The 18,771-nt window shown below is 51.4% G+C and carries 24 protein-coding genes; 20 read left to right on the top strand and 4 right to left on the bottom strand.

Features of this window, described 5'->3' with window-relative positions:
- Nucleotides 1–80: 80 nt before the first annotated feature.
- Entirely contained in the window at nucleotides 81–683 is a 603-nt protein-coding gene (locus tag KDD30_RS14330) for a LysE family translocator (RefSeq protein ID WP_211646434.1), read from the top strand.
- Nucleotides 684–702: 19 nt separating this feature from the next.
- On the opposite strand, the gene KDD30_RS14325 is transcribed toward KDD30_RS14330, so the two are convergent.
- Both KDD30_RS14325 and KDD30_RS14320 read right to left on the bottom strand, forming a co-directional pair.
- The gene (locus tag KDD30_RS14325; protein ID WP_211646433.1) at nucleotides 703–1,188 is read right to left on the bottom strand and encodes a TIGR02444 family protein; all 486 of its coding nucleotides are present in this window, start codon (nucleotides 1,186–1,188) and stop codon (nucleotides 703–705) included.
- Nucleotides 1,175–3,103, bottom strand: a complete 1,929-nt coding sequence (locus tag KDD30_RS14320; RefSeq protein WP_211646432.1) for an ABC transporter ATP-binding protein — start codon at nucleotides 3,101–3,103, stop codon at nucleotides 1,175–1,177. Before KDD30_RS14320 ends, KDD30_RS14325 begins: the two co-directional genes overlap by 14 nt.
- 248 nt (nucleotides 3,104–3,351) lie before the next feature.
- Here KDD30_RS14320 and kefG point away from each other — a divergent pair, with 248 nt between their 5' ends.
- The 4 genes from kefG (at nucleotide 3,352) to slyD (ending at nucleotide 6,585) form a co-directional block, all read left to right on the top strand.
- Entirely contained in the window at nucleotides 3,352–3,921 is a 570-nt protein-coding gene (gene kefG, locus KDD30_RS14315) for a glutathione-regulated potassium-efflux system ancillary protein KefG (RefSeq protein WP_211646431.1), read from the top strand.
- Nucleotides 3,911–5,716 carry a glutathione-regulated potassium-efflux system protein KefB gene (gene kefB, locus KDD30_RS14310; RefSeq protein WP_211646430.1) on the top strand — a complete coding sequence of 602 codons (1,806 nt, stop codon included), beginning with the start codon at nucleotides 3,911–3,913 and terminating at the stop codon, nucleotides 5,714–5,716. The genes kefG and kefB overlap by 11 nt, the downstream gene beginning before the upstream one ends.
- A gap of 46 nt (nucleotides 5,717–5,762) precedes the next feature.
- Nucleotides 5,763–5,972, top strand: coding sequence for a YheV family putative zinc ribbon protein (locus tag KDD30_RS14305; protein WP_211646429.1), 210 nt, complete (start codon nucleotides 5,763–5,765; stop codon nucleotides 5,970–5,972).
- A 91-nt stretch (nucleotides 5,973–6,063) separates the two neighbouring features.
- Nucleotides 6,064–6,585, top strand: coding sequence for a peptidylprolyl isomerase (slyD, locus tag KDD30_RS14300; protein ID WP_211646428.1), 522 nt, complete (start codon nucleotides 6,064–6,066; stop codon nucleotides 6,583–6,585).
- Between the two features lie 57 nt (nucleotides 6,586–6,642).
- Here the strand turns inward: slyD and KDD30_RS14295 are convergent, their stop codons facing one another.
- Both KDD30_RS14295 and KDD30_RS14290 read right to left on the bottom strand, forming a co-directional pair.
- Nucleotides 6,643–6,867, bottom strand: coding sequence for a SlyX family protein (locus tag KDD30_RS14295; RefSeq protein ID WP_211646427.1), 225 nt, complete (start codon nucleotides 6,865–6,867; stop codon nucleotides 6,643–6,645).
- Nucleotides 6,864–7,865: a hypothetical protein gene (locus tag KDD30_RS14290; protein ID WP_211646426.1), complete on the bottom strand. Its 1,002-nt coding sequence runs from the start codon at nucleotides 7,863–7,865 to the stop codon at nucleotides 6,864–6,866. Before KDD30_RS14290 ends, KDD30_RS14295 begins: the two co-directional genes overlap by 4 nt.
- A gap of 194 nt (nucleotides 7,866–8,059) precedes the next feature.
- Between KDD30_RS14290 and fkpA the strand changes: the two genes are divergently transcribed.
- The 15 genes from fkpA (at nucleotide 8,060) to rplW (ending at nucleotide 18,760) form a co-directional block, all read left to right on the top strand.
- A complete protein-coding gene (gene fkpA, locus KDD30_RS14285) occupies nucleotides 8,060–8,878 on the top strand; it encodes an FKBP-type peptidyl-prolyl cis-trans isomerase (RefSeq protein ID WP_211650041.1) in 819 nt (272 codons plus the stop codon).
- A gap of 223 nt (nucleotides 8,879–9,101) precedes the next feature.
- On the top strand, nucleotides 9,102–9,824 hold the full coding sequence (locus tag KDD30_RS14280) for a transcriptional regulator (protein ID WP_211650032.1): 723 nt from the start codon (nucleotides 9,102–9,104) through the stop codon (nucleotides 9,822–9,824).
- Nucleotides 9,821–10,213, top strand: coding sequence for a sulfurtransferase complex subunit TusD (gene tusD, locus KDD30_RS14275; protein WP_211646425.1), 393 nt, complete (start codon nucleotides 9,821–9,823; stop codon nucleotides 10,211–10,213). Before KDD30_RS14280 ends, tusD begins: the two co-directional genes overlap by 4 nt.
- A gap of 16 nt (nucleotides 10,214–10,229) precedes the next feature.
- Nucleotides 10,230–10,583 carry a sulfurtransferase complex subunit TusC gene (gene tusC / locus KDD30_RS14270; RefSeq protein WP_211646424.1) on the top strand — a complete coding sequence of 118 codons (354 nt, stop codon included), beginning with the start codon at nucleotides 10,230–10,232 and terminating at the stop codon, nucleotides 10,581–10,583.
- Between the two features lie 21 nt (nucleotides 10,584–10,604).
- A complete protein-coding gene (tusB, locus tag KDD30_RS14265; RefSeq protein ID WP_211646423.1) occupies nucleotides 10,605–10,895 on the top strand; it encodes a sulfurtransferase complex subunit TusB in 291 nt (96 codons plus the stop codon).
- A 176-nt stretch (nucleotides 10,896–11,071) separates the two neighbouring features.
- Nucleotides 11,072–11,446: a 30S ribosomal protein S12 gene (rpsL, locus tag KDD30_RS14260; protein ID WP_004399892.1), complete on the top strand. Its 375-nt coding sequence runs from the start codon at nucleotides 11,072–11,074 to the stop codon at nucleotides 11,444–11,446.
- Between the two features lie 98 nt (nucleotides 11,447–11,544).
- A complete protein-coding gene (gene rpsG, locus KDD30_RS14255) occupies nucleotides 11,545–12,015 on the top strand; it encodes a 30S ribosomal protein S7 (RefSeq protein WP_211646422.1) in 471 nt (156 codons plus the stop codon).
- 87 nt (nucleotides 12,016–12,102) lie between these two features.
- Nucleotides 12,103–14,199 (top strand): elongation factor G, encoded by a 2,097-nt coding sequence (gene fusA / locus KDD30_RS14250; RefSeq protein ID WP_211646421.1) that lies wholly within the window; start codon nucleotides 12,103–12,105, stop codon nucleotides 14,197–14,199.
- Between the two features lie 105 nt (nucleotides 14,200–14,304).
- Complete coding sequence (tuf, locus tag KDD30_RS14245; RefSeq protein ID WP_211646420.1) at nucleotides 14,305–15,489, top strand: elongation factor Tu; 1,185 nt, start codon at nucleotides 14,305–14,307, stop codon at nucleotides 15,487–15,489.
- A 261-nt stretch (nucleotides 15,490–15,750) separates the two neighbouring features.
- On the top strand, nucleotides 15,751–15,984 hold the full coding sequence (locus tag KDD30_RS14240) for a (2Fe-2S)-binding protein (RefSeq protein ID WP_211646419.1): 234 nt from the start codon (nucleotides 15,751–15,753) through the stop codon (nucleotides 15,982–15,984).
- An 82-nt stretch (nucleotides 15,985–16,066) separates the two neighbouring features.
- Nucleotides 16,067–16,543: a bacterioferritin gene (bfr, locus tag KDD30_RS14235; RefSeq protein WP_211646418.1), complete on the top strand. Its 477-nt coding sequence runs from the start codon at nucleotides 16,067–16,069 to the stop codon at nucleotides 16,541–16,543.
- Between the two features lie 343 nt (nucleotides 16,544–16,886).
- Nucleotides 16,887–17,198 carry a 30S ribosomal protein S10 gene (rpsJ, locus tag KDD30_RS14230; protein ID WP_005501283.1) on the top strand — a complete coding sequence of 104 codons (312 nt, stop codon included), beginning with the start codon at nucleotides 16,887–16,889 and terminating at the stop codon, nucleotides 17,196–17,198.
- Nucleotides 17,199–17,212: 14 nt separating this feature from the next.
- Nucleotides 17,213–17,842: a 50S ribosomal protein L3 gene (gene rplC / locus KDD30_RS14225; protein WP_211646417.1), complete on the top strand. Its 630-nt coding sequence runs from the start codon at nucleotides 17,213–17,215 to the stop codon at nucleotides 17,840–17,842.
- A gap of 16 nt (nucleotides 17,843–17,858) precedes the next feature.
- The gene (rplD, locus tag KDD30_RS14220) at nucleotides 17,859–18,461 is read left to right on the top strand and encodes a 50S ribosomal protein L4 (protein WP_211646416.1); all 603 of its coding nucleotides are present in this window, start codon (nucleotides 17,859–17,861) and stop codon (nucleotides 18,459–18,461) included.
- Entirely contained in the window at nucleotides 18,458–18,760 is a 303-nt protein-coding gene (gene rplW / locus KDD30_RS14215) for a 50S ribosomal protein L23 (protein WP_036751141.1), read from the top strand. Before rplD ends, rplW begins: the two co-directional genes overlap by 4 nt.
- The last annotated feature ends 11 nt before the right edge of the window (nucleotides 18,761–18,771 follow it).

Below are 18,771 nucleotides of genomic sequence, written 5' to 3'. Positions count from 1 at the left end.
ATTTGACCGGATTGTCTGGTCTAATGCAAGCTAAATTTTAAATTGTACCGATACAATCACAATAACAAACGGAGTAACTCATGATCCTGGAGTGGCATTTTCTGATCTCACTTGTGGCGTTTGCCGCTACCATGACCGGAACACCTGGTCCGAATAACCTGATGGTTACGGCTTCCGGCGTGAACTTTGGCTACTGGCGTACCTTGCCGCACATTTTTGGGATTGGGTTTGGAGTGGTCAGTATGATTTTGCTGGTGGCAGCCGGGTTAGGGGTGTTGTTTATCCGTTATCCTGTATTGCATGAAGTGCTGCGCTGGGTGGGCAGTGCTTATCTGCTGTATCTGGCCTGGAAAATTGCGGCTTCAGGAGGACGGTTGCAGCTGGACGCCGAAGAGCGTCAGCCGATGTCGTTTTTGTCAGCGGCGCTGTTCCAGTATGTCAATCCCAAAGCCTGGATGATGTCGGTGACGGCAGTCAGCACATTTACCTTCAGTGGTGAGGGGTACTGGTTGTCCGCGCTCGCGGTCGCTGGGATATTTTTTGTGGTGGGATTTCCCTGTGTCTCGATTTGGGCCGGATTCGGGACGCTGGTGGGGCGCTGGCTGAATCAGGCAAAAGCCCGGCGAATCTTCAATCTGGCGATGGGCGGTCTGACTGCCGGGTGTGTGGTGATGATCTGGTAAGTCAGCCTTGAACTGCGGGTCAGGCTGCGTCAGTGCCGCGAATTGCATCAGTCAGGCTGGCAGCAGCCAGTCGAACACAGTACTGGCCCAGATTATCGGCAGGCGGGGGCAGGGCGGCCCGTGCTTGCTGAGTCTGCTGATTCAGACACTGGATCAGATCCTCCTGCTGGCTTTGTTCCAGCAGGAGTTCAAAATCCAGCATCTGCTGATAACCGGCCGCATCCAACTGAGGTTTCAGCGCTCGTCGTAGACGGCGGTAGGCTGACAACTGCGTATCGGTCGCCGACAGGGTCTGCTCCAGCTGACGCATTTCCGTAGTCGACAAAGCAAACTGCTGAGTGTCGAGCCAGTGGAGCAAGAGTGCCAGATTGACGTTTCCGGCAAACCTGTCCTGCAGCGCAAGACAGGCGTCACTCACGCCAGCCTGACTATAATGCTGCAGGCAGAAGCGCCAGAATTGATCGGCCTGAAAGCTTTGTTTTGTTCGATGATCAGACGTTGGCATTGAATTCCTGCTCCATGCTTTCTAATTGTTCCTGAAGTTCCATCCAGGTCATCTCTACGTCTTCCAGCTCACTTTTTGCCTGGCTTTGTTCCTGCAGGGCCTGATTCAGCCGGGCTTTGTTGTCGGCTTCGTAAATCGAGCTGTCTGACAATGCCGCTTCGGCCTGAGCCAGTGCTTTGCCAAGTGCTTCCATCCGCGCATCAAGCTTGTCGATTTGCTTTCGCAGAGGGGCCGTTTGTTTACGGAACTCAGCTTCCAGGCGCTTTTGCTCCTTGCGGGAGGCGGCGCTGTTGTCTTTGCTGGCTGATTCTGGTTTTGCTGCCTGCTGTTCACGGCGCTCATTGCGCTGTTGTTCCGTCAGCCATTTGTGGTAATCGTTCAGATCGCCATCAAAGGGTTCAGCCTTGCGATCATGCACCAGATACAGGTCGTCCGTTGTGACCCGCAGCAGATACCGATCGTGGCTGACAATGACCATGGCACCTTCGAAGGACTGCAGTGCCAGCGTCAATGCCTGACGCATATCGAGATCCAGGTGGTTGGTCGGTTCATCGAGCAGCAGCAGGTTGGGCCGCTGCCAGACAATCAGCGCCAGCACCAGCCGGGCTTTTTCTCCGCCGGAAAACGGGCCCACCAAATCCAGTGCTTTGTCGCCTTTGAAACCGAAGCTGCCGAGGTAATCACGCAACTGCTGCTCTGTTGCTTCCGGCGCCAGACGGTTCATGTGTTGCAGCGGCGTTTCGTCCAGTCTTAGGGTTTCCAGCTGATGCTGCGCGAAATAGCCAATTTTGACGCCCTGTGAGTAGGTGAGATCACCTGCCTGAGGCGACAGTTCGCCCGACAGCAGTTTGATCAGCGTTGATTTACCGGCTCCGTTACGGCCCAGCAGACCAATGCGGCTGCCCGGCACCAGATTCAGGCGAATCTTATCGAGAATCTGGACGTCACCGTATCCCGCCGCGACCTGATCCATCATGATAATCGGATTGGGCAGCGAATCGGGCTCACGGAATTCAAAACTGAACGGGTTATCAAACTGCGCTGGCAGCACTTTCTCCATCCGCTCCAGCGCCTTAATCCGGCTCTGTGCCTGACGGGCCTTGCTGGCTTTATAGCGGAAACGGTCGATATAGGACTGCATGTGTGCCATCTGCTTCTGCTGCTTCTGGTACATCGACTGTTGCAGGATCAGTTTCTCGGCGCGCTGATTTTCAAACGACGAGTAGTTCCCGGTGTATTCATTCAGGTGCTGATTTTCAACATGGATAATGCGTCCGACGACCGGATCGAGGAAATCACGGTCGTGGGAAATCAGAACCAGCGTGCCACGATAGTTCTGTAACCATTTTTCCAGCCACAGCACGGCATCCAAATCCAGGTGGTTGGTCGGTTCATCGAGCAGGAGCAGATCAGAGCGGCACAGCAGCGCCTGCGCCAGGTTGAGTCGCATCCGCCAGCCACCGGAAAACTGGGTCAGATTCCAGTTCATCTGTTCCTGAGAGAACCCCAGACCATCCAGCAGCTCAGCAGCCCGGGCTTTAATACTGTATCCGCCAATGGCATCCAGTTTGTCGTGCAGCAGGGCAACTTTGTTACCGTCGTCGGCTTGCTCGGCAGCCAGCAATGACTGTTCCAGCTGGCGGTATTCGCGATCGCCGTCGATCACATATTCCAGCGCCGGTCGTTCAAGTGCCGGTGTTTCCTGAGCCACCCAAGCCAGCTCCCAATGGGATGGCACACTATGCTGGCCGGCATCGACACTCAGTTCGCCTTTGATCAGGGCAAATAAGGTGGATTTACCACAGCCATTCTTACCGACCAGGCCGACTTTATCGCCCGGGTGAATGGTTGCAGTTGCTTGATCCAGCAGGATGTTTCCGCCCCGCAGTAATTGAATATCAGAAAAGGTGATCATCGCCTGTTACTACCGGCTGAAGCCGCTCCACAACAAATGGGTTACTGGGGCGGCAGTCTATAACAAACTGCGTTGAACTGCGAACAGGTGCAGCACTGCCGGGTAGTGCGATGCGAATTTTGCCATTGAATTCTCAGTAAAAAGGGAATCTCAGGAAATATGCGCCCATGACCGCAATAATTCGGTATGATGCTTGAACGAGCCCGGTCAGGCTCACCAGATGACTCAGGGACATGAGGATCAGGCCGATGGAACAAGCCCCACCACGTATTCTTCTGATTTATGCGCACCCGGATCCGGATGCGTCTGTCGCCAACAAAGCCATGCTGTCCGCAGTGGCAAATCTGCCACATGTCACTTTTCATGACCTCTATGGCAAATATCCTGATTTTTTTATTGATGTGTCGTTTGAGCGCGCTTTGCTGACGCAACACGACATTCTGGTCTTTCAGCATCCGCTTTATATGTATTCCTGTCCGGCACTGTTGAAGGAATGGATTGATGTCGTGCTCAGCAAAGGGTTCGCGCATGGCGACGGCACGGCCACCAAGGGTAAGTACTGGCGCTCGGTGATCACCACAGGCGGTGCGGCCGAAGCTTATACACCGGACGGTTACAACCGCAGCAGCGTGGCGGATATCCTCAAGCCCTTTGAATTAACTGCAGAACTCTGCCAGATGCACTGGTTGCCGCCACTGGTTCTGCACTGGGCCAGAAGGATCCCGGCGCAGGAACGACGTGACCATGCGCAGCTGTACCGGGACTGGCTGATGGATCCTTTGAGTGAGGTCAGCAAGGAGGTTCAGCATGGCGTCTGATGTGTTAAGTGCCAGTGTGGTTTTTCTGGCTGCCGCTGTGGTGGCTGTTCCTGTAGCGCAGCGGCTGGGACTGGGATCGGTACTGGGCTACCTGCTGGCCGGGATTGGGATTGGTCCCTGGGGGCTGGGACTGATTGATGATGTGGATGAAGTGCTGCACTTTTCGGAATTCGGGGTGGTGCTGCTGCTGTTTCTGATTGGTCTGGAGCTGAACCCCCGAAAGCTCTGGCAGATGCGGCAGCCGATTCTGGGCTTAGGCGGCAGTCAGGTGGTGCTGACCAGCCTGGTGATAGCCTCCGTCGTGCTGTTGTGTGAATCCCTGATTGGTCCGTTGGACTGGCGGATTGCTCTGGTGATTGGCATGGGGCTGGCGTTGTCGTCAACCGCCATTGCGCTGCGGGTGATTGAAGAGCAGGGCATTGGCCGCTCCGATACCGGGCAGTCCGGATTTGCCGTGCTGTTGTTTCAGGATATCGCGGTCATTCCGATGCTGGCGTTTCTCCCTTTACTGGCTGGCAGTGAAGGGGGCGGCTGGCTCGATTTGGGTGCGATGATTGCCGGAATTGTGGTGTTGCTGGTCGGTGGACATTTTCTGCTGCGACCTTTGTTCCGCTGGGTGGTTATGTCCGGGGTGCGGGAACTGTTCACCGTGACCGCATTGCTTTTGGTTATTGGCATTGCGCTGGGGATGGAAACGCTGGGGCTGTCGATGGCACTGGGCACTTTTTTAGCGGGTGTGCTGCTGGCAGAAAGCGAGTATCGGCATGAGCTTGAAATTGCCATCGAGCCTTTTAAAGGTTTATTGCTGGGGCTATTTTTCATCTCGGTCGGGATGGCCGTCAACCTGGGGTTGCTGCTGAAATTCCCGCTCCAGATTCTGGCTGCGGTGGTGGCTCTGGTGGTCGTGAAGGGATTACTGCTGTACCTGCTGGCCCGGCTGTTTGGCATTCAGGCCAAATCCCGTAGTCAGATGGCCGCGATTTTGAGTCAGGGCGGTGAATTTGCCTTTGTTCTCTTTACCGCAGCGCGTAGTGAAGGCCTGCTCAGTGCTGAGCTGACTGGTTTCCTGCTGGTGGTGGTGAGTCTTTCCATGATGACCACACCGCTGATATTGCGACTGCAGGAGAAATGGTTTATCCGTACCTTCAGAGCGGAAGCAGGGGATGAGCCTGCGTCGGATGTGATTGACCGCGAGCCCCGTGTGATTATTACTGGATTTGGTCGCTTTGGTCAGGTGGTCGGGCGATTGCTGTTTGCCAATAAGATCCGGGTGACGATACTGGAACGGGATCCCGGTCAGATCCAGTTCCTGCGTAAGTTCGGCTATAAGGTGTATTATGGCGATGCAACGCAGCTCGATCTTTTGCGTGCGGCCGGCGCCGAGAAAGCAGAAGCCATTATTATCTGTACGGATAGCCCGGAAGAGGTCATGCAGGTGGTGGCATTGTGCCAGCAGTATTTTCCGCGATTGAAAATTCTGGCGCGGGCCAGGAGCCGGGTGGAAGCCCATCAGTTGCTCAGTCACGGGGTTGATCGCTTCTCCCGGGAGACCTTTGCCGGAGCGTTGGATCTGGGACGTCAGGCGCTGATTGCGCTGGGAATGCATCCGTATAAAGCCAAACGTGCGGAAGCTCACTTTCGTAAACTGGATACGACAGCATTACGGGATTTGTTACCGCAGCATTCTGAGGATGTGCATCTGGCGACCCGGGCCAAGGAAGCACGCAAAGAGCTGGAAGAAATTTTTGACCGGGAGATGCGCGGCGAGCGCGAGCGGCATAACGGCTGGGACTGATCCAGCCTGAAGAGAGAAAATCCCAGGCAGTTGAAGGAAGGGAACCATGACGAAGAAACGATTTATTGCCGGTGCGGTTTGCCCGGCTTGTCAGCAGCAGGATACGTTACGCTGGTGGCTTGAAAATGAAGTGGAGAAGGTGGAATGCGTTGCCTGCCAGCATACCGACACCCGTTTGCCGAAGTCGGTTGAAGACAGCAAACATGTTGCCGGCACAGCGGAGGCGCAGGTGATTGGTATCTTCAAGCCAGAATAAATGATGGCGGAATCTGCGAACAGGATTGGCGTCCGGCAGGGCAGATCCGTTATCATTACAGGTTAACCCTATGCTCAAATTCGGAGTAAACATGAAAGTCGCTAAAGACACCGTAGTAAGCCTGGCTTACCAAGTGAAAACCGAAGACGGCGTTGTTGTTGATCAGTCAACCTCAGATGCACCGTTGGATTACCTGCACGGCCACAACAACCTGATCGTTGGTCTGGAGAAAGCACTGGAAGGTCGTGAAGTGGGCGACAAATTCGAAGTGACTGTTGGTCCGGAAGAAGCTTACGGTGAGCACCATGCAGAAATGGTTCAGCGTGTTCCTGCTGAAGTGTTCCAGGGTGTTGACGAAATCACTGTGGGTATGCGCTTCCTGGCGGATACGGATCAGGGTCCGATTCCAGTGGAAGTGACTGAAGTTGACGGTGACGAAGTGGTTGTCGACGGCAACCACATGCTGGCTGGCCAGACGCTGACCTTTGATGTGGAAATTATGGCAACGCGTGCTGCAACGGAAGATGAGGTTGCTCACGGCCATATCCATCAGGAAGGTGGTCATGACCATGATCACGACCATGAAGGCGGTTGCTGCGGACATGACCACTAAGTCATGACGGGAAAACGGGAAGCTCAGGCTTCCCGTTTTTGTCACTGTGAATTGAACTCAGTAATGGGGCGGCGGTGTTTCTTCGCTCTCGCTGGCCATCTGAGACACTTGCCCGCTTTTGACTTTTCCAACCAGATATCGCATCTGGACCTGCATTTTGTCGATCAGGAACTGCTGTTGTGTCAGCGCCTCATTGAGCTCATCAATGGTCTGATCCTGAAAAGCCTGTTTCATTTCCAGCTCATCAATCTGTGCCTGAAGCTTCATTTCGATTTCTGTCATTTTTCGCTGTCTGCTGTGTCTTTGGGGCTGAGCCAGTCCTGCGCGATCCCGGCCGAGCTGGCAGAACGGACATCACCTTCCGGTGTAATGGCGACATCATACACTACCGCAGAGCCCGGACGCTCGTTTTCTTGTACGGCTGCTTGCCAGTAGCCTTGCCGCTCTCCTGTCGCGGTCCGCCATAGTTCTACCCGGCGGGATGGGGTGCCGGTTGCCAGCAGTTCACCGCTATCGGAGAAACGGGCGCTGGAAAAATTCTGCTGTCTCAGACGAATCTTCAAAGCCGTCTGCTGTTGTCCATTTGTCAGATCCCAGATAAAGGCATCGTTCCCGCTGTCTGCCGTCATGGCCAGTTTCCCGTCACGTTGCAGGCTGACCCGGTTGACCCGTAACGGATGATCAAATTGATAAATGATTTGTCCGCTTTCGGTATCCCATAAATAGGCATGTTTATCGTCGCCGCCAGACAAGGCGTAGTGACCATTGGGAGCCAGCGCGACTGCATTCACTTTTTCCCGATGGGCGAGGAACTCCAGCCGTCTGCCGTTGCCCAAGTGGACGTATAAAGCTTTACCGTTTGAGAGCGCCAGCAGGACCTGCTGACCATCATTGGCAATGGCGGCATCCCGGATGACGGCATCAGAGACAGACCAGAGTCCTCTGGCTTGCCCCCAGGCCAGATCCCAGACGGCAAAGTTCTGTGCGGTTGCGGTGATCGCAAAACGTTGATTGTCGGAAATTGCGCTGTTTGTCACGGTTGTGTGATTTGGATCTTGAGAACCTAAATCCGCTAACTTTTTGTTTTGCTGAAGATCCCAGAGCACGATACCTTGTTGGGCTGAATAAAATAATGCGAAGCGACCATCCCGGCTCAGGCTGAATGTGGTTGCCCCGTCAGCCGCCAGGGTCCAGCGCTGACGTTCCGGCCCTGAAATATCACATCCCGAAAGGGTAAACAGTGCCAGAATGAATGTGACTGTAAATAAAGTTTGACGCATGTTCTAAACTTTCCGTATTTCTTTCTGGGGTGTCGGATAAAAATCCGACAGAACCTTGAGCGTTGTGACTCAAGGTAAGAAAAAATTTGGTATTAGTATATTGATATGGCATGGTTTTAACACAGCTGTGAAAAACCATGCATAAAATTAAGAGCTTAGACTCTGAATAAATGGAGAGATACATGAAACCAGTTCTGAAACCAGTTCTGAAAATGTCTGCACTGGCAGCAACAATTCTGCTGGCTGTTGGCTGTCAGGATGAGAAAACTTCGGCACCAGCGGACACTGCAGCGCCAGCTCAGGTTGAGCAGACGGCAGCAGAGTCGGCCCAAGCGTTTGATTCTGAAGACCAGAAAGCGGCTTACGCAATTGGTGCGTCCCTGGCGCAATATCTGTCTGCCAATCTGGAGCAGCAAAAAGAGCTGGGTCTGGATCTGAATAAAGAAGATGTGCTGGCGGGTGTGAGTGATGTCTTTGCCGGCAACAGCCGCCTGTCTCAGGACGAGACGCAACAAGCGTTGCAAGAGCTGGATAAGCGTGTCTCTGACATGATGCAGGCGAAAGCAAAAGAAGAAGCAGCAAAGAACACTCAGGCTGGTGATGATTTCCGCACTGAATTTGAAAAGCAGGAAGGCGTGAAGAAGACTGAGTCCGGCTTGCTGTATCAAGTTGAAAAAGCAGGTGAAGGCGAGAAGCCAAAAGCGACCGATACCGTTCAGGTACACTATAAAGGTACGCTGGTTGACGGTACCGAGTTTGACAGCTCTTACAAACGCGATCAGCCAGCAACATTCCCGCTGAATCAAGTGATTCCGGGCTGGACGGAAGGTGTTCAGCTGATGCAAGTCGGCTCGAAGTTCAAGTTTGTGATCCCGCCAGAGCTGGCTTACGGTTCTCAGGCAAACCCAAGCATCCCGGCGAACTCTACGCTGGTGTTTGAAGTGGAACTGCTGGATATCATCCAGCCGGATCAAGACGCAGAAGCGACGGCTGGCGCGCACAACCACGAATAATCCGCAGAACACTGAATTGTGACAGCAAGAAGCCCGGCACATCCATCGCCGGGCTTTTTTCGTTGTTCAGCCAGCAATTTTATGCATTTGAATTTTCATTTTGTGAAGACCTGTATTCATATTCTGATAAACTTGCAAGCAAGAATTGAAATTTTCCCCGTTTCGTTGAACTGCAGCGCGACTGCTGTGTGAAGAGACGGGCGTGAGCAAGGAAGACAGGAAAGTGGTATCGACAGATAACTTTGGCTCAGAAGTCATGGTGGAAAGTGACTTAATTGAAACCCGGACCTTCACCGAGCACGACTTTGCCATTTTACGTTCATACGAAGCCGTGGTAGATGGTCTGGCCGCATTGATCGGCCCGTTTTGTGAAATCGTCCTGCATTCGCTGGCCGATTTGAATACATCCGCAATCAAAATTGCCAATGGTGAAAATACGGGTCGTAAAGTGGGTTCGCCAATCACCGATCTCGCATTGCGAATGCTGCGTGATATTGAAGGGTCAGAACGAAACTTCTCCCGGGCTTACTTTACCCGCGCCAAAGGTGGGGCACTGATGAAATCCATCACCATTGCGATTCGCAATGCGGATGACAATATCATTGGACTGCTGTGTATCAACGTGAATCTGGATGCCCCTTTTTCTCAGATCCTGCAATCTTTCATGCCGACCGATGAAGCCAAGCAGGCGGCTTCCAGTGTGAACTTTGCCAGTGACGTCGATGAGCTGGTGGATCAGACTGTCGAACGGACCATTGAAGAAATCAATGCAGACAAGAATGTGTCGAACAATGCCAAGAACCGTCAGATCGTGATGGAGCTGTACGACAAAGGTATTTTTGATATTAAAGACGCCATCAACCGGGTGGCGGACCGTCTGAACATTTCTAAACATACGGTGTATCTCTATATCCGCCAGCGCAAAACTGAGGACGGCGAAAAATGAGCCTGACTTTTGCTCTGGTGGTGGACGGCCCGGCGTACGGGACGCAAAACGCCCGCAGTGCCTATCAGTTTGCACAGGCGATCGTTGCCGCCGGGCATCAGCTTCAGCGGGTGTTTTTTTATCAGGATGGTGTGCACAACGGTTCGGCGCTGACCGCGCCAGCTTCTGATGAGTTCGACCTGTTGCGTGCCTGGCAGCAACTCGGGCGTGAGCATCAGGTGGAGTTACAAACCTGTGTGGCAGCCGCGCTACGTCGTGGGGTTGTCAGTGAGCAGGAAGCGCTTCAGAACAGCCTGCCGGGGAATAATCTGGCTGAAGGTTTTGAACAGGCCGGGTTGGGCGGGCTGGCAGAAGTCCTGCTCAGTGCAGATCGTGTCATTCAGTTTTAACGACTTCGGAATTTTTATGTCCATCGGATTTGTGTTTCGCACCGTCCCTCACGGCCAGAACAGTGGCCGTGAAGGGTTGGATGCCGTGCTGGCCACCTCAGCCTACAGCGAAGCGTTGCAATTGTTCTTTATCGGCGACGGGGTCTGGCAACTGGTGAAAGGGCAGCAAAGTGACGCCATTCTGAGCCGTGAATACAGCGCTGCCTTTAAAATGCTCTCTTTATATGACATCGAGGAGATCTTCGTTTGTGGGGAATCTCTTGACCAGCGTGGCCTGAATGAAGATGACTTGCTGATTGACGCAGAGCGGTTAACTCCGGTTTCCCTGCAAACGAAATTACACCGCTGCCAGAAACTTCTGAGCTACTAAATCCTTCGCACCGAGGCGTTTATGCTACACATGGTCTTTTCTTCTCCCTTTCAGAATCGTTCCCTGCAGCAATGTGAGGCTCAGCTCCTGCCCGGGGATGAAGTGTTGTTGCTGCAAGATGCCGTGGTTGCGGCAGTGTCGCCCAACCTGCTTGATGGGTTTTCCGCACAGGGTGTCAGTGTCTACGCTTTGGCGTCTGATTTGATGGCCCGGGGACTGGCGGCTCGTGTCAGTGAAGCTGTGACTGTGATTGATCATCAGGAATTCGTCGAACTGACGGTGCGGCATCCCAATAGTCTGAAATGGGCCTGATCCCGGTCTGAGACAGGCTTGAACCGCCTTGAAACAGCTGATTAAGAAATGATCATTGCTGTGATCGCTGTATAGATCTTGACACCTTATATCGCGACGCCTAAAATTTCGCGTCCTCCTGTTGTTGGGAGGCGGATTTTTCACCTTTACGAAAGTAAATAATCAGGAGCTATTTAATGGCAACTATTAACCAGCTGGTACGCAAACCACGTGCAAAGCAAGTTGTTAAAAGCAACGTGCCTGCGCTAGAAGCGTGTCCACAAAAGCGTGGTGTATGTACTCGTGTATACACTACTACTCCTAAAAAACCTAACTCCGCACTGCGTAAAGTATGTCGTGTACGTCTGACCAACGGTTTTGAAGTGACTTCATACATCGGCGGTGAAGGCCACAACCTGCAAGAGCACAGTGTTGTTCTGATCCGTGGTGGTCGTGTTAAAGACCTTCCAGGTGTGCGTTACCACACTGTTCGTGGTGCACTTGACTGTGCAGGCGTTAACGACCGTAAACAAGGTCGTTCTAAGTACGGTGTGAAGCGTCCTAAGTCTTAATGGAATCCGTTAAGTAAGGCCAAACACTAAATTAATTGTAATTTTGAAAAAACTGAAAAGTTTTGGATAAAACCTGAAGAAGACAACGGAGAATTTCCATGCCACGTCGTCGCGTAATTGGTCAGCGTAAGATCCTTCCAGATCCTAAATTCAAATCTGAATTGCTGGCAAAATTCGTCAACATCCTGATGGTTGACGGTAAGAAATCTACTGCAGAAAAAATTGTTTACACTGCACTGGATACTATGGCTGAGCGCTCTGGTGAAGAGCACCTGTCTATTTTCGAAAAAGCTCTTGAGAACGTTCGCCCAGCGGTAGAGGTTAAATCTCGCCGTGTTGGTGGTTCAACTTACCAGGTACCAGTAGAAGTACGTCCAGTACGTCGTAATGCTCTGGCTATGCGTTGGTTGGTTGAAGCTGCGCGTAAGCGTGGTGAAAAATCTATGGCGGGTCGTCTGGCTGCTGAAATGCTGGATGCTGCTGACAACAAAGGTTCTGCTGTTAAGAAACGTGAAGACGTTCACCGTATGGCAGAAGCGAACAAAGCGTTCGCACACTACCGCTGGTAATTCCATTATTAGCGAATGGGCGCAGCAGGCTTGGCCTGCTGCGCCCGTACCATTTTCTAAGGTTCACCTTAGTAAGAGGATTCAACCGTGGCTCGCAAAACTCCTATTGAGCGTTACCGTAACATCGGTATCTGCGCTCACGTAGACGCCGGTAAAACAACCACGACCGAGCGTATCCTGTTCTACACAGGTCTTTCCCATAAAATTGGTGAAGTACACGACGGTGCCGCTACCATGGACTGGATGGAGCAGGAGCAGGAACGTGGGATCACCATTACCTCTGCTGCCACCACAACCTTCTGGCGTGGTATGGACGCTCAGTTCCCTGAGCATCGCATCAATATCATCGACACCCCAGGACACGTTGATTTCACTATCGAAGTAGAGCGTTCCCTACGCGTACTTGATGGTGCAGTGGTTGTTTTCTGCGGCTCATCCGGTGTCGAACCCCAGTCTGAAACTGTATGGCGTCAGGCTGATAAATACGAAGTGCCACGTATGGTCTTCGTCAACAAGATGGACCGTGCGGGTGCTGATTTCCTGCGCGTGATTGAGCAGATCAAGAACCGTCTTGGCGCAAATCCAGTACCAATTCAGCTGAACATTGGTGCGGAAGAAGAATTTAAAGGTGTGATCGACCTGATTAAAATGAAAGCGATCAACTGGAATGAAGCCGATCAAGGCATGAGCTTCACGTATGAAGAGATTCCAGCTGAACTGCAGGATCTGGCCGACGAGTGGCACACCAATCTGGTGGAGTCAGCGGCGGAAGCGACCGAAGAGCTGATGGACAAGTACCTGGAAGAAGGCACGCTGTCTGAAGCTGAAATCAAAGCCGGTCTGCGCCAGCGTACGCTGAACAATGAGATTGTTCTGGCGACCTGTGGTTCTGCATTTAAAAACAAAGGTGTTCAGGCGGTCCTGGATGCAGTCGTTGAGTTCCTGCCATCGCCAACGGAAGTGAAATCTATCCGTGGCGAGGACATGGACGGGAACGAAGTGAAACGTCACTCTAGCGATGATGAACCATTTGCTGCACTGGCGTTCAAGATTGCGACTGACCCATTCGTGGGCACGTTGACCTTTATGCGCGTTTATTCTGGCGTTGTGAATTCAGGCGATACCGTCTACAACACCGTGAAAGATAAGCGTGAACGCTTTGGTCGTATCGTACAGATGCACTCCAACAAGCGTGAAGAAATCAAAGAAGTTCGAGCTGGCGACATCGCGGCAGCGATTGGTCTGAAGAACGTGACCACGGGGGATACCCTGTGCGATCCGGATCATAAAGTGGTTCTGGAGCGTATGGAATTCCCTGAACCGGTCATTCAGATTGCTGTTGAACCAAGGTCGAAAGCCGACCAGGAAAAAATGGGGATTGCGCTGGGTAAACTGGCGGCAGAAGATCCATCTTTCCGGGTAGAAACCGATGAAGAATCCGGCCAGACCCTGATTTCAGGGATGGGTGAGCTTCATTTGGATATCATCGTTGACCGTATGAAGCGTGAGTTCAGCGTAGAATGTAACGTTGGTAAACCTCAGGTTGCTTATCGTGAAACTATCCGTGGTAAAACGGAAGTGGAAGGTAAGTTCGTACGTCAATCTGGTGGTCGCGGCCAGTACGGTCACGTCTGGCTGAAGATTGAACCTTCAGAGCCGAATGCTGGCTTCGTCTTTGTTGACGAAGTTGTCGGTGGTACGGTACCGAAAGAATATATCGGTGCTGTTGCTAAAGGTATCGAAGAGCAGATGAAAAATGGTGTGCTTGCCGGTTATCCGGTATTGGACGTCAAAGCGACGCTGTTCGATGGTTCTTACCACGATGTTGACTCGAGCGAAATGGCGTTTAAGATCGCCGGTTCTATGGCGTTCAGGAAAGGTGCTCTTGAGGCACAACCTGTGATCCTTGAACCTATGATGAAAGTTGAAGTAACGACACCGGAAGACTGGATGGGTGATGTCGTGGGTGACCTGAACCGTCGTCGCGGCATCATTGGTGGTATGGATGAAGGTCCTGCTGGACTGAAAATTATCCGTGCTCAGGTTCCGCTTTCCGAGATGTTCGGTTACGCAACGGATCTTCGTTCTGCAACGCAAGGTCGCGCATCCTATTCGATGGAGTTCAGCGAATATGCTGAAGTTCCGAAGAATATCGCCGACGGTATCGTCGCTGAGCGTGGCTAAACATCAGCAGAAATATTGCGTCAACTTCGGTTGGCGCATAAAATACAACTTCTGACGCGTCCCACCAGTCAGTGGGGCGAATCACAACTAGGAAGGAACACGATCGTGTCTAAAGAAAAATTTGAACGTACGAAACCGCACGTTAACGTTGGTACTATCGGCCACGTTGACCACGGTAAAACAACTCTGACTGCTGCAATCTGTACTACTTTGTCTAAAGTATACGGCGGTTCTGCGCGTGACTTCGCATCTATCGATAATGCGCCAGAAGAGCGTGAGCGTGGTATCACCATCTCTACTTCTCACGTAGAGTACGATACTCCGACTCGCCACTACGCACACGTTGACTGCCCAGGACACGCCGACTACGTGAAAAACATGATCACCGGTGCTGCTCAGATGGACGGTGGTATCCTGGTTGTTGCTGCGACTGATGGCCCAATGCCACAGACGCGTGAGCACATCCTGCTGGGTCGTCAGGTTGGTATCCCTTACATCATCGTGTTCATGAACAAGTGTGACATGGTTGATGACGAAGAGCTGCTAGAGCTGGTTGAGATGGAAGTTCGTGAACTTCTGTCTGAGTACGACTTCCCAGGTGACGACTGCCCAGTAATCATGGGTTCTGCTCTGGGCGCGCTGAATGGTGAAGCTCAGTGGGAAGAGAAAATCGTTGAGCTGGCTGAAGCGCTGGACAACTACATCCCAGAGCCAGAGCGTGCAATCGACAAGCCGTTCATCCTGCCAATCGAAGACGTATTCTCAATCCAGGGCCGTGGTACTGTAGTTACTGGTCGTGTTGAGCAAGGTATCGTTCGCGTAGGTGACGAAGTTGCTATCGTTGGTATCAAAGAGACCACGACGACAACTTGTACTGGCGTTGAGATGTTCCGTAAGCTTCTGGACGAAGGCCGTGCAGGTGAGAACGTTGGTGTTCTGCTGCGTGGTACTAAGCGTGACGAAGTTGAGCGTGGTCAAGTTCTGGCGAAGCCTGGTTCAATCACTCCGCACACAACTTTCGAGTCAGAAGTATACGTTCTGTCTAAAGACGAAGGTGGCCGTCATACTCCGTTCTTCAAAGGCTACCGTCCACAGTTCTACTTCCGTACAACTGACGTGACCGGTACTATCGAACTGCCAGAAGGCGTTGAGATGGTTATGCCAGGTGACAACATCAAGATGGTTGTTACTCTGATCGCACCTATCGCAATGGACGAAGGTCTGCGCTTCGCAATCCGTGAAGGTGGCCGTACCGTTGGTGCTGGTGTTGTTGCTAAGATCGTTGCTTAATTAGCAAAGATTGAATCAACACAAAAGGGAGCTTCGGCTCCCTTTTTGTTTTTCTGATTCAGAAAAAGCAGCGATTTTTCCGGTTTGGTAGAAAGCCGCCACCAAGATGCTCTGCTAACTGCCTCTCTTTATTACATATTCCATAGGCGAATTTTTACTCATTATTGATAACTAATTCATCTAGCAAACACAACGAACAAAAGTGGTAATGCTAACCGTTCTCGTTTATATTTTGAGGCAGATGAAAAGCAGAGAGTTGTTATGTACGTTTGCCTGTGCCATGGAATTTCCGATAAAAAGATTGTAAAGCTGATTGAAGAAGAAGGCGTGGCGGATATTCGTGATATTAAAGCGATCACACCTCTTGGTTCACAGTGTGGAAAATGCATCCGACAGGCAAAAGGCATCATTCAGCATGTGGTATTGGAGCGGGAAGCTGCTCGCGCAATTCATGTGATTGATATCACTGAGGTCGCCTTGAAAAAGGCAAGTTAATCTCAGGACGAGTAACGACTCAATTTTGACACTCTTCAAATCGGTTCTAAGCTTATATGGACCGAGAGAGGAGTGTTCCCTAATGAAAGCCGACCCCAAAATCATTCAGCATCTCAACAAAATCCTGGGTAATGAACTGGTTGCCATTAATCAGTACTTCCTCCATGCCCGTATGTATAAGGATTGGGGGCTTAAGCATCTCGCCGACAAGGAATACCATGAATCAATCGATGAAATGAATCATGCCGATCATCTGATTGAGCGGATTTTGTTTCTGGAGGGTGTACCGAATCTGCAGGACTTGGGCAAGCTTCGCATTGGCGAAGACACCAAAGAAATGCTCGAATGTGACCTCTCCCTGGAGATGGATGCAATTCCGGATTTACGCGACGCAATTCAGTACGCCGAAGAAGTGCGGGATTATGTCTCCAGAGATTTGTTCCAAGATATTCTGGAAGATGAAGAAGAGCATGTCGACTGGCTTGAAACCCAGCTCGGTTTGATTGAGCGAATGGGAATTAACAACTACAACCAGGCACAGATTGTCGACGAAGAATAGTCTAGTTCTTCAGCCTTCATCAGCCCCTGTCCATCTTTGATGGGCGGGGGCTTTTTTCATTGATTGTTTAATTTCCCATCACTGCTTGCGTTTCATTTTGTGATCGGTATAATGCCCCGCACTGTCTCAAGAAGACGGTTGTGAACCAATAAGCGTTGAGGAAGGAATCAGACAACTGATTCGGTAATGTATACTCTGACTTATGTTCGCAGTCATTCAATTGGCTGACAATGTGCCCAAAAGGGGTACTACGTTCACATGAATCAATCGGCATTCTCTCGTCTTTACGAGTCTGAGTGGCGATATTGTTTGTGTAAATTTTTGATAATTGGAGCTCTGTCTCATGCAGAACCAACGTATTCGTATCCGCCTGAAGGCTTTCGATCACCGTCTGATCGATCAGTCTACCGCGGAAATCGTTGAAACAGCTAAGCGTACTGGCGCGCAGGTTCGTGGTCCAATCCCACTGCCTACTCGTAAAGAGCGTTTCACTGTTCTTATTTCTCCACACGTAAATAAGGACGCCCGTGATCAGTACGAAATCCGTACTCACAAGCGCCTTATCGACATCGTTGAGCCTACAGATAAAACTGTCGATGCTCTGATGCGTCTGGATCTAGCTGCTGGCGTTGACGTTCAGATCAGCCTAGGTTAAGGGGAGATAAGAGAATGATTGGTCTAATCGGTCGTAAAGTGGGTATGACCCGCATCTTTACCGAAGATGGCACTTCTATCCCAGTTACTGTGGTTGAAGTAGAAAATAACCGTGTTACTCAGGTTAAGTCTGTTGACACTGATGGTTATAACGCTATCCAGGTAACTGCTGGTTCTAAGAAAGCAAGCCGTGTAAATAAAGCTGAAGCTGGTCACTTTGCGAAAGCAGGTGTTGAAGCTGGCCGCGGTCTGTGGGAATTCCGCCTGGACAATGGTGAAGAGTTCGAAGTAGGCGCTGAGCTGAAAGTTGAACTGTTCAACGAAATTAAGAAAGTAGACGTTACTGGCACTTCTAAGGGTAAAGGTTTCCAAGGCGCTGTTAAGCGTTGGAACTTCCGTACTCAAGATATGAGCCACGGTAACTCCTTGTCTCACCGTGCCCCTGGTTCTATCGGTCAATGTCAGACTCCAGGTCGCGTATTTAAAGGCAAGAAAATGGCTGGTCACATGGGTGCTGAGCGTGTAACGACTCAAAACCTTGAGATCGTACGTGTTGACGCTGAGCGCAACCTGCTTCTGATCAAAGGTGCAGTACCAGGCGCAACTGGCGGCAACGTGATCGTAAAACCAGCTGTTAAAGCGTAACGTCGAGGAGTTAGTAATGGAATTGGTAGTCAAAGGCGCTGATGCGCTAACTGTCTCCGAAACTACTTTTGGGCGTGAGTTCAACGAAGCGCTGGTACACCAAGTAGTTGTTGCGTACGCAGCAGGTGCCCGTCAAGGTAGCCGTGCACAAAAGACTCGTTCAGACGTGTCTGGTGGCGGTGCTAAGCCATGGCGTCAAAAAGGTACTGGTCGTGCTCGTGCCGGTACTATCCGTAGCCCACTGTGGCGTACAGGTGGTGTAACTTTCGCAGCTCGTCCACAGGACCACAGCCAGAAAGTTAACAAGAAAATGTACCGTGGTGCGATGAAGTGCATTCTGTCTGAGCTGGTTCGTCAAGAGCGTCTGATCGTTGTTGATAACTTCTCTGTAGAAGCGCCGAAAACGAAAGAACTGGTTGCTAAGCTGAATGAGCTGGCGCTGAACGATGTTCTGATCGTAACCGGTGAACTGGATGAAAATCTGTTCCTGGCAGCACGTAACCTGTACAAGGTTGACGTTCGTGATGCAGCTGCAATCGATCCAGTGAGCTTGATCGCATTCGACAAAGTAGTGATGACTGCTGCGGCAGTTAAGCAAGTTGAGGAGATGCTGGCATGATCACCGAAGAGCGTATCCTAAAAGTTCTACGTGCTCCGCACATCTCTGAAAAAGCGACCATGGCTGCTGAGAACGGTAACACTATCGTTTTCAAAGTAGCGATGACCGCAACTAAGCGTGAGATCAAAGCGGCAGTTGAGAAACTGTTTGAAGTTGAAGTTAAGTCTGTAAATACTCTGATTGCTAAAGGTAAAACTAAGCGTCAAGGTATGCGCCAAGGCCGTCGTAGCGACTGGAAAAAAGCGTACGTGACCCTGAAAGAAGGTCAAGACATCGACTTCGCTGGTAGTGCAGAGTAAGGCTAGGAGCA

This window comes from Photobacterium sp. GJ3, from assembly GCF_018199995.1.
GTDB lineage: Bacteria > Pseudomonadota > Gammaproteobacteria > Enterobacterales > Vibrionaceae > Photobacterium.
This window is presented reverse-complemented; position numbering and strand designations above follow the sequence as displayed.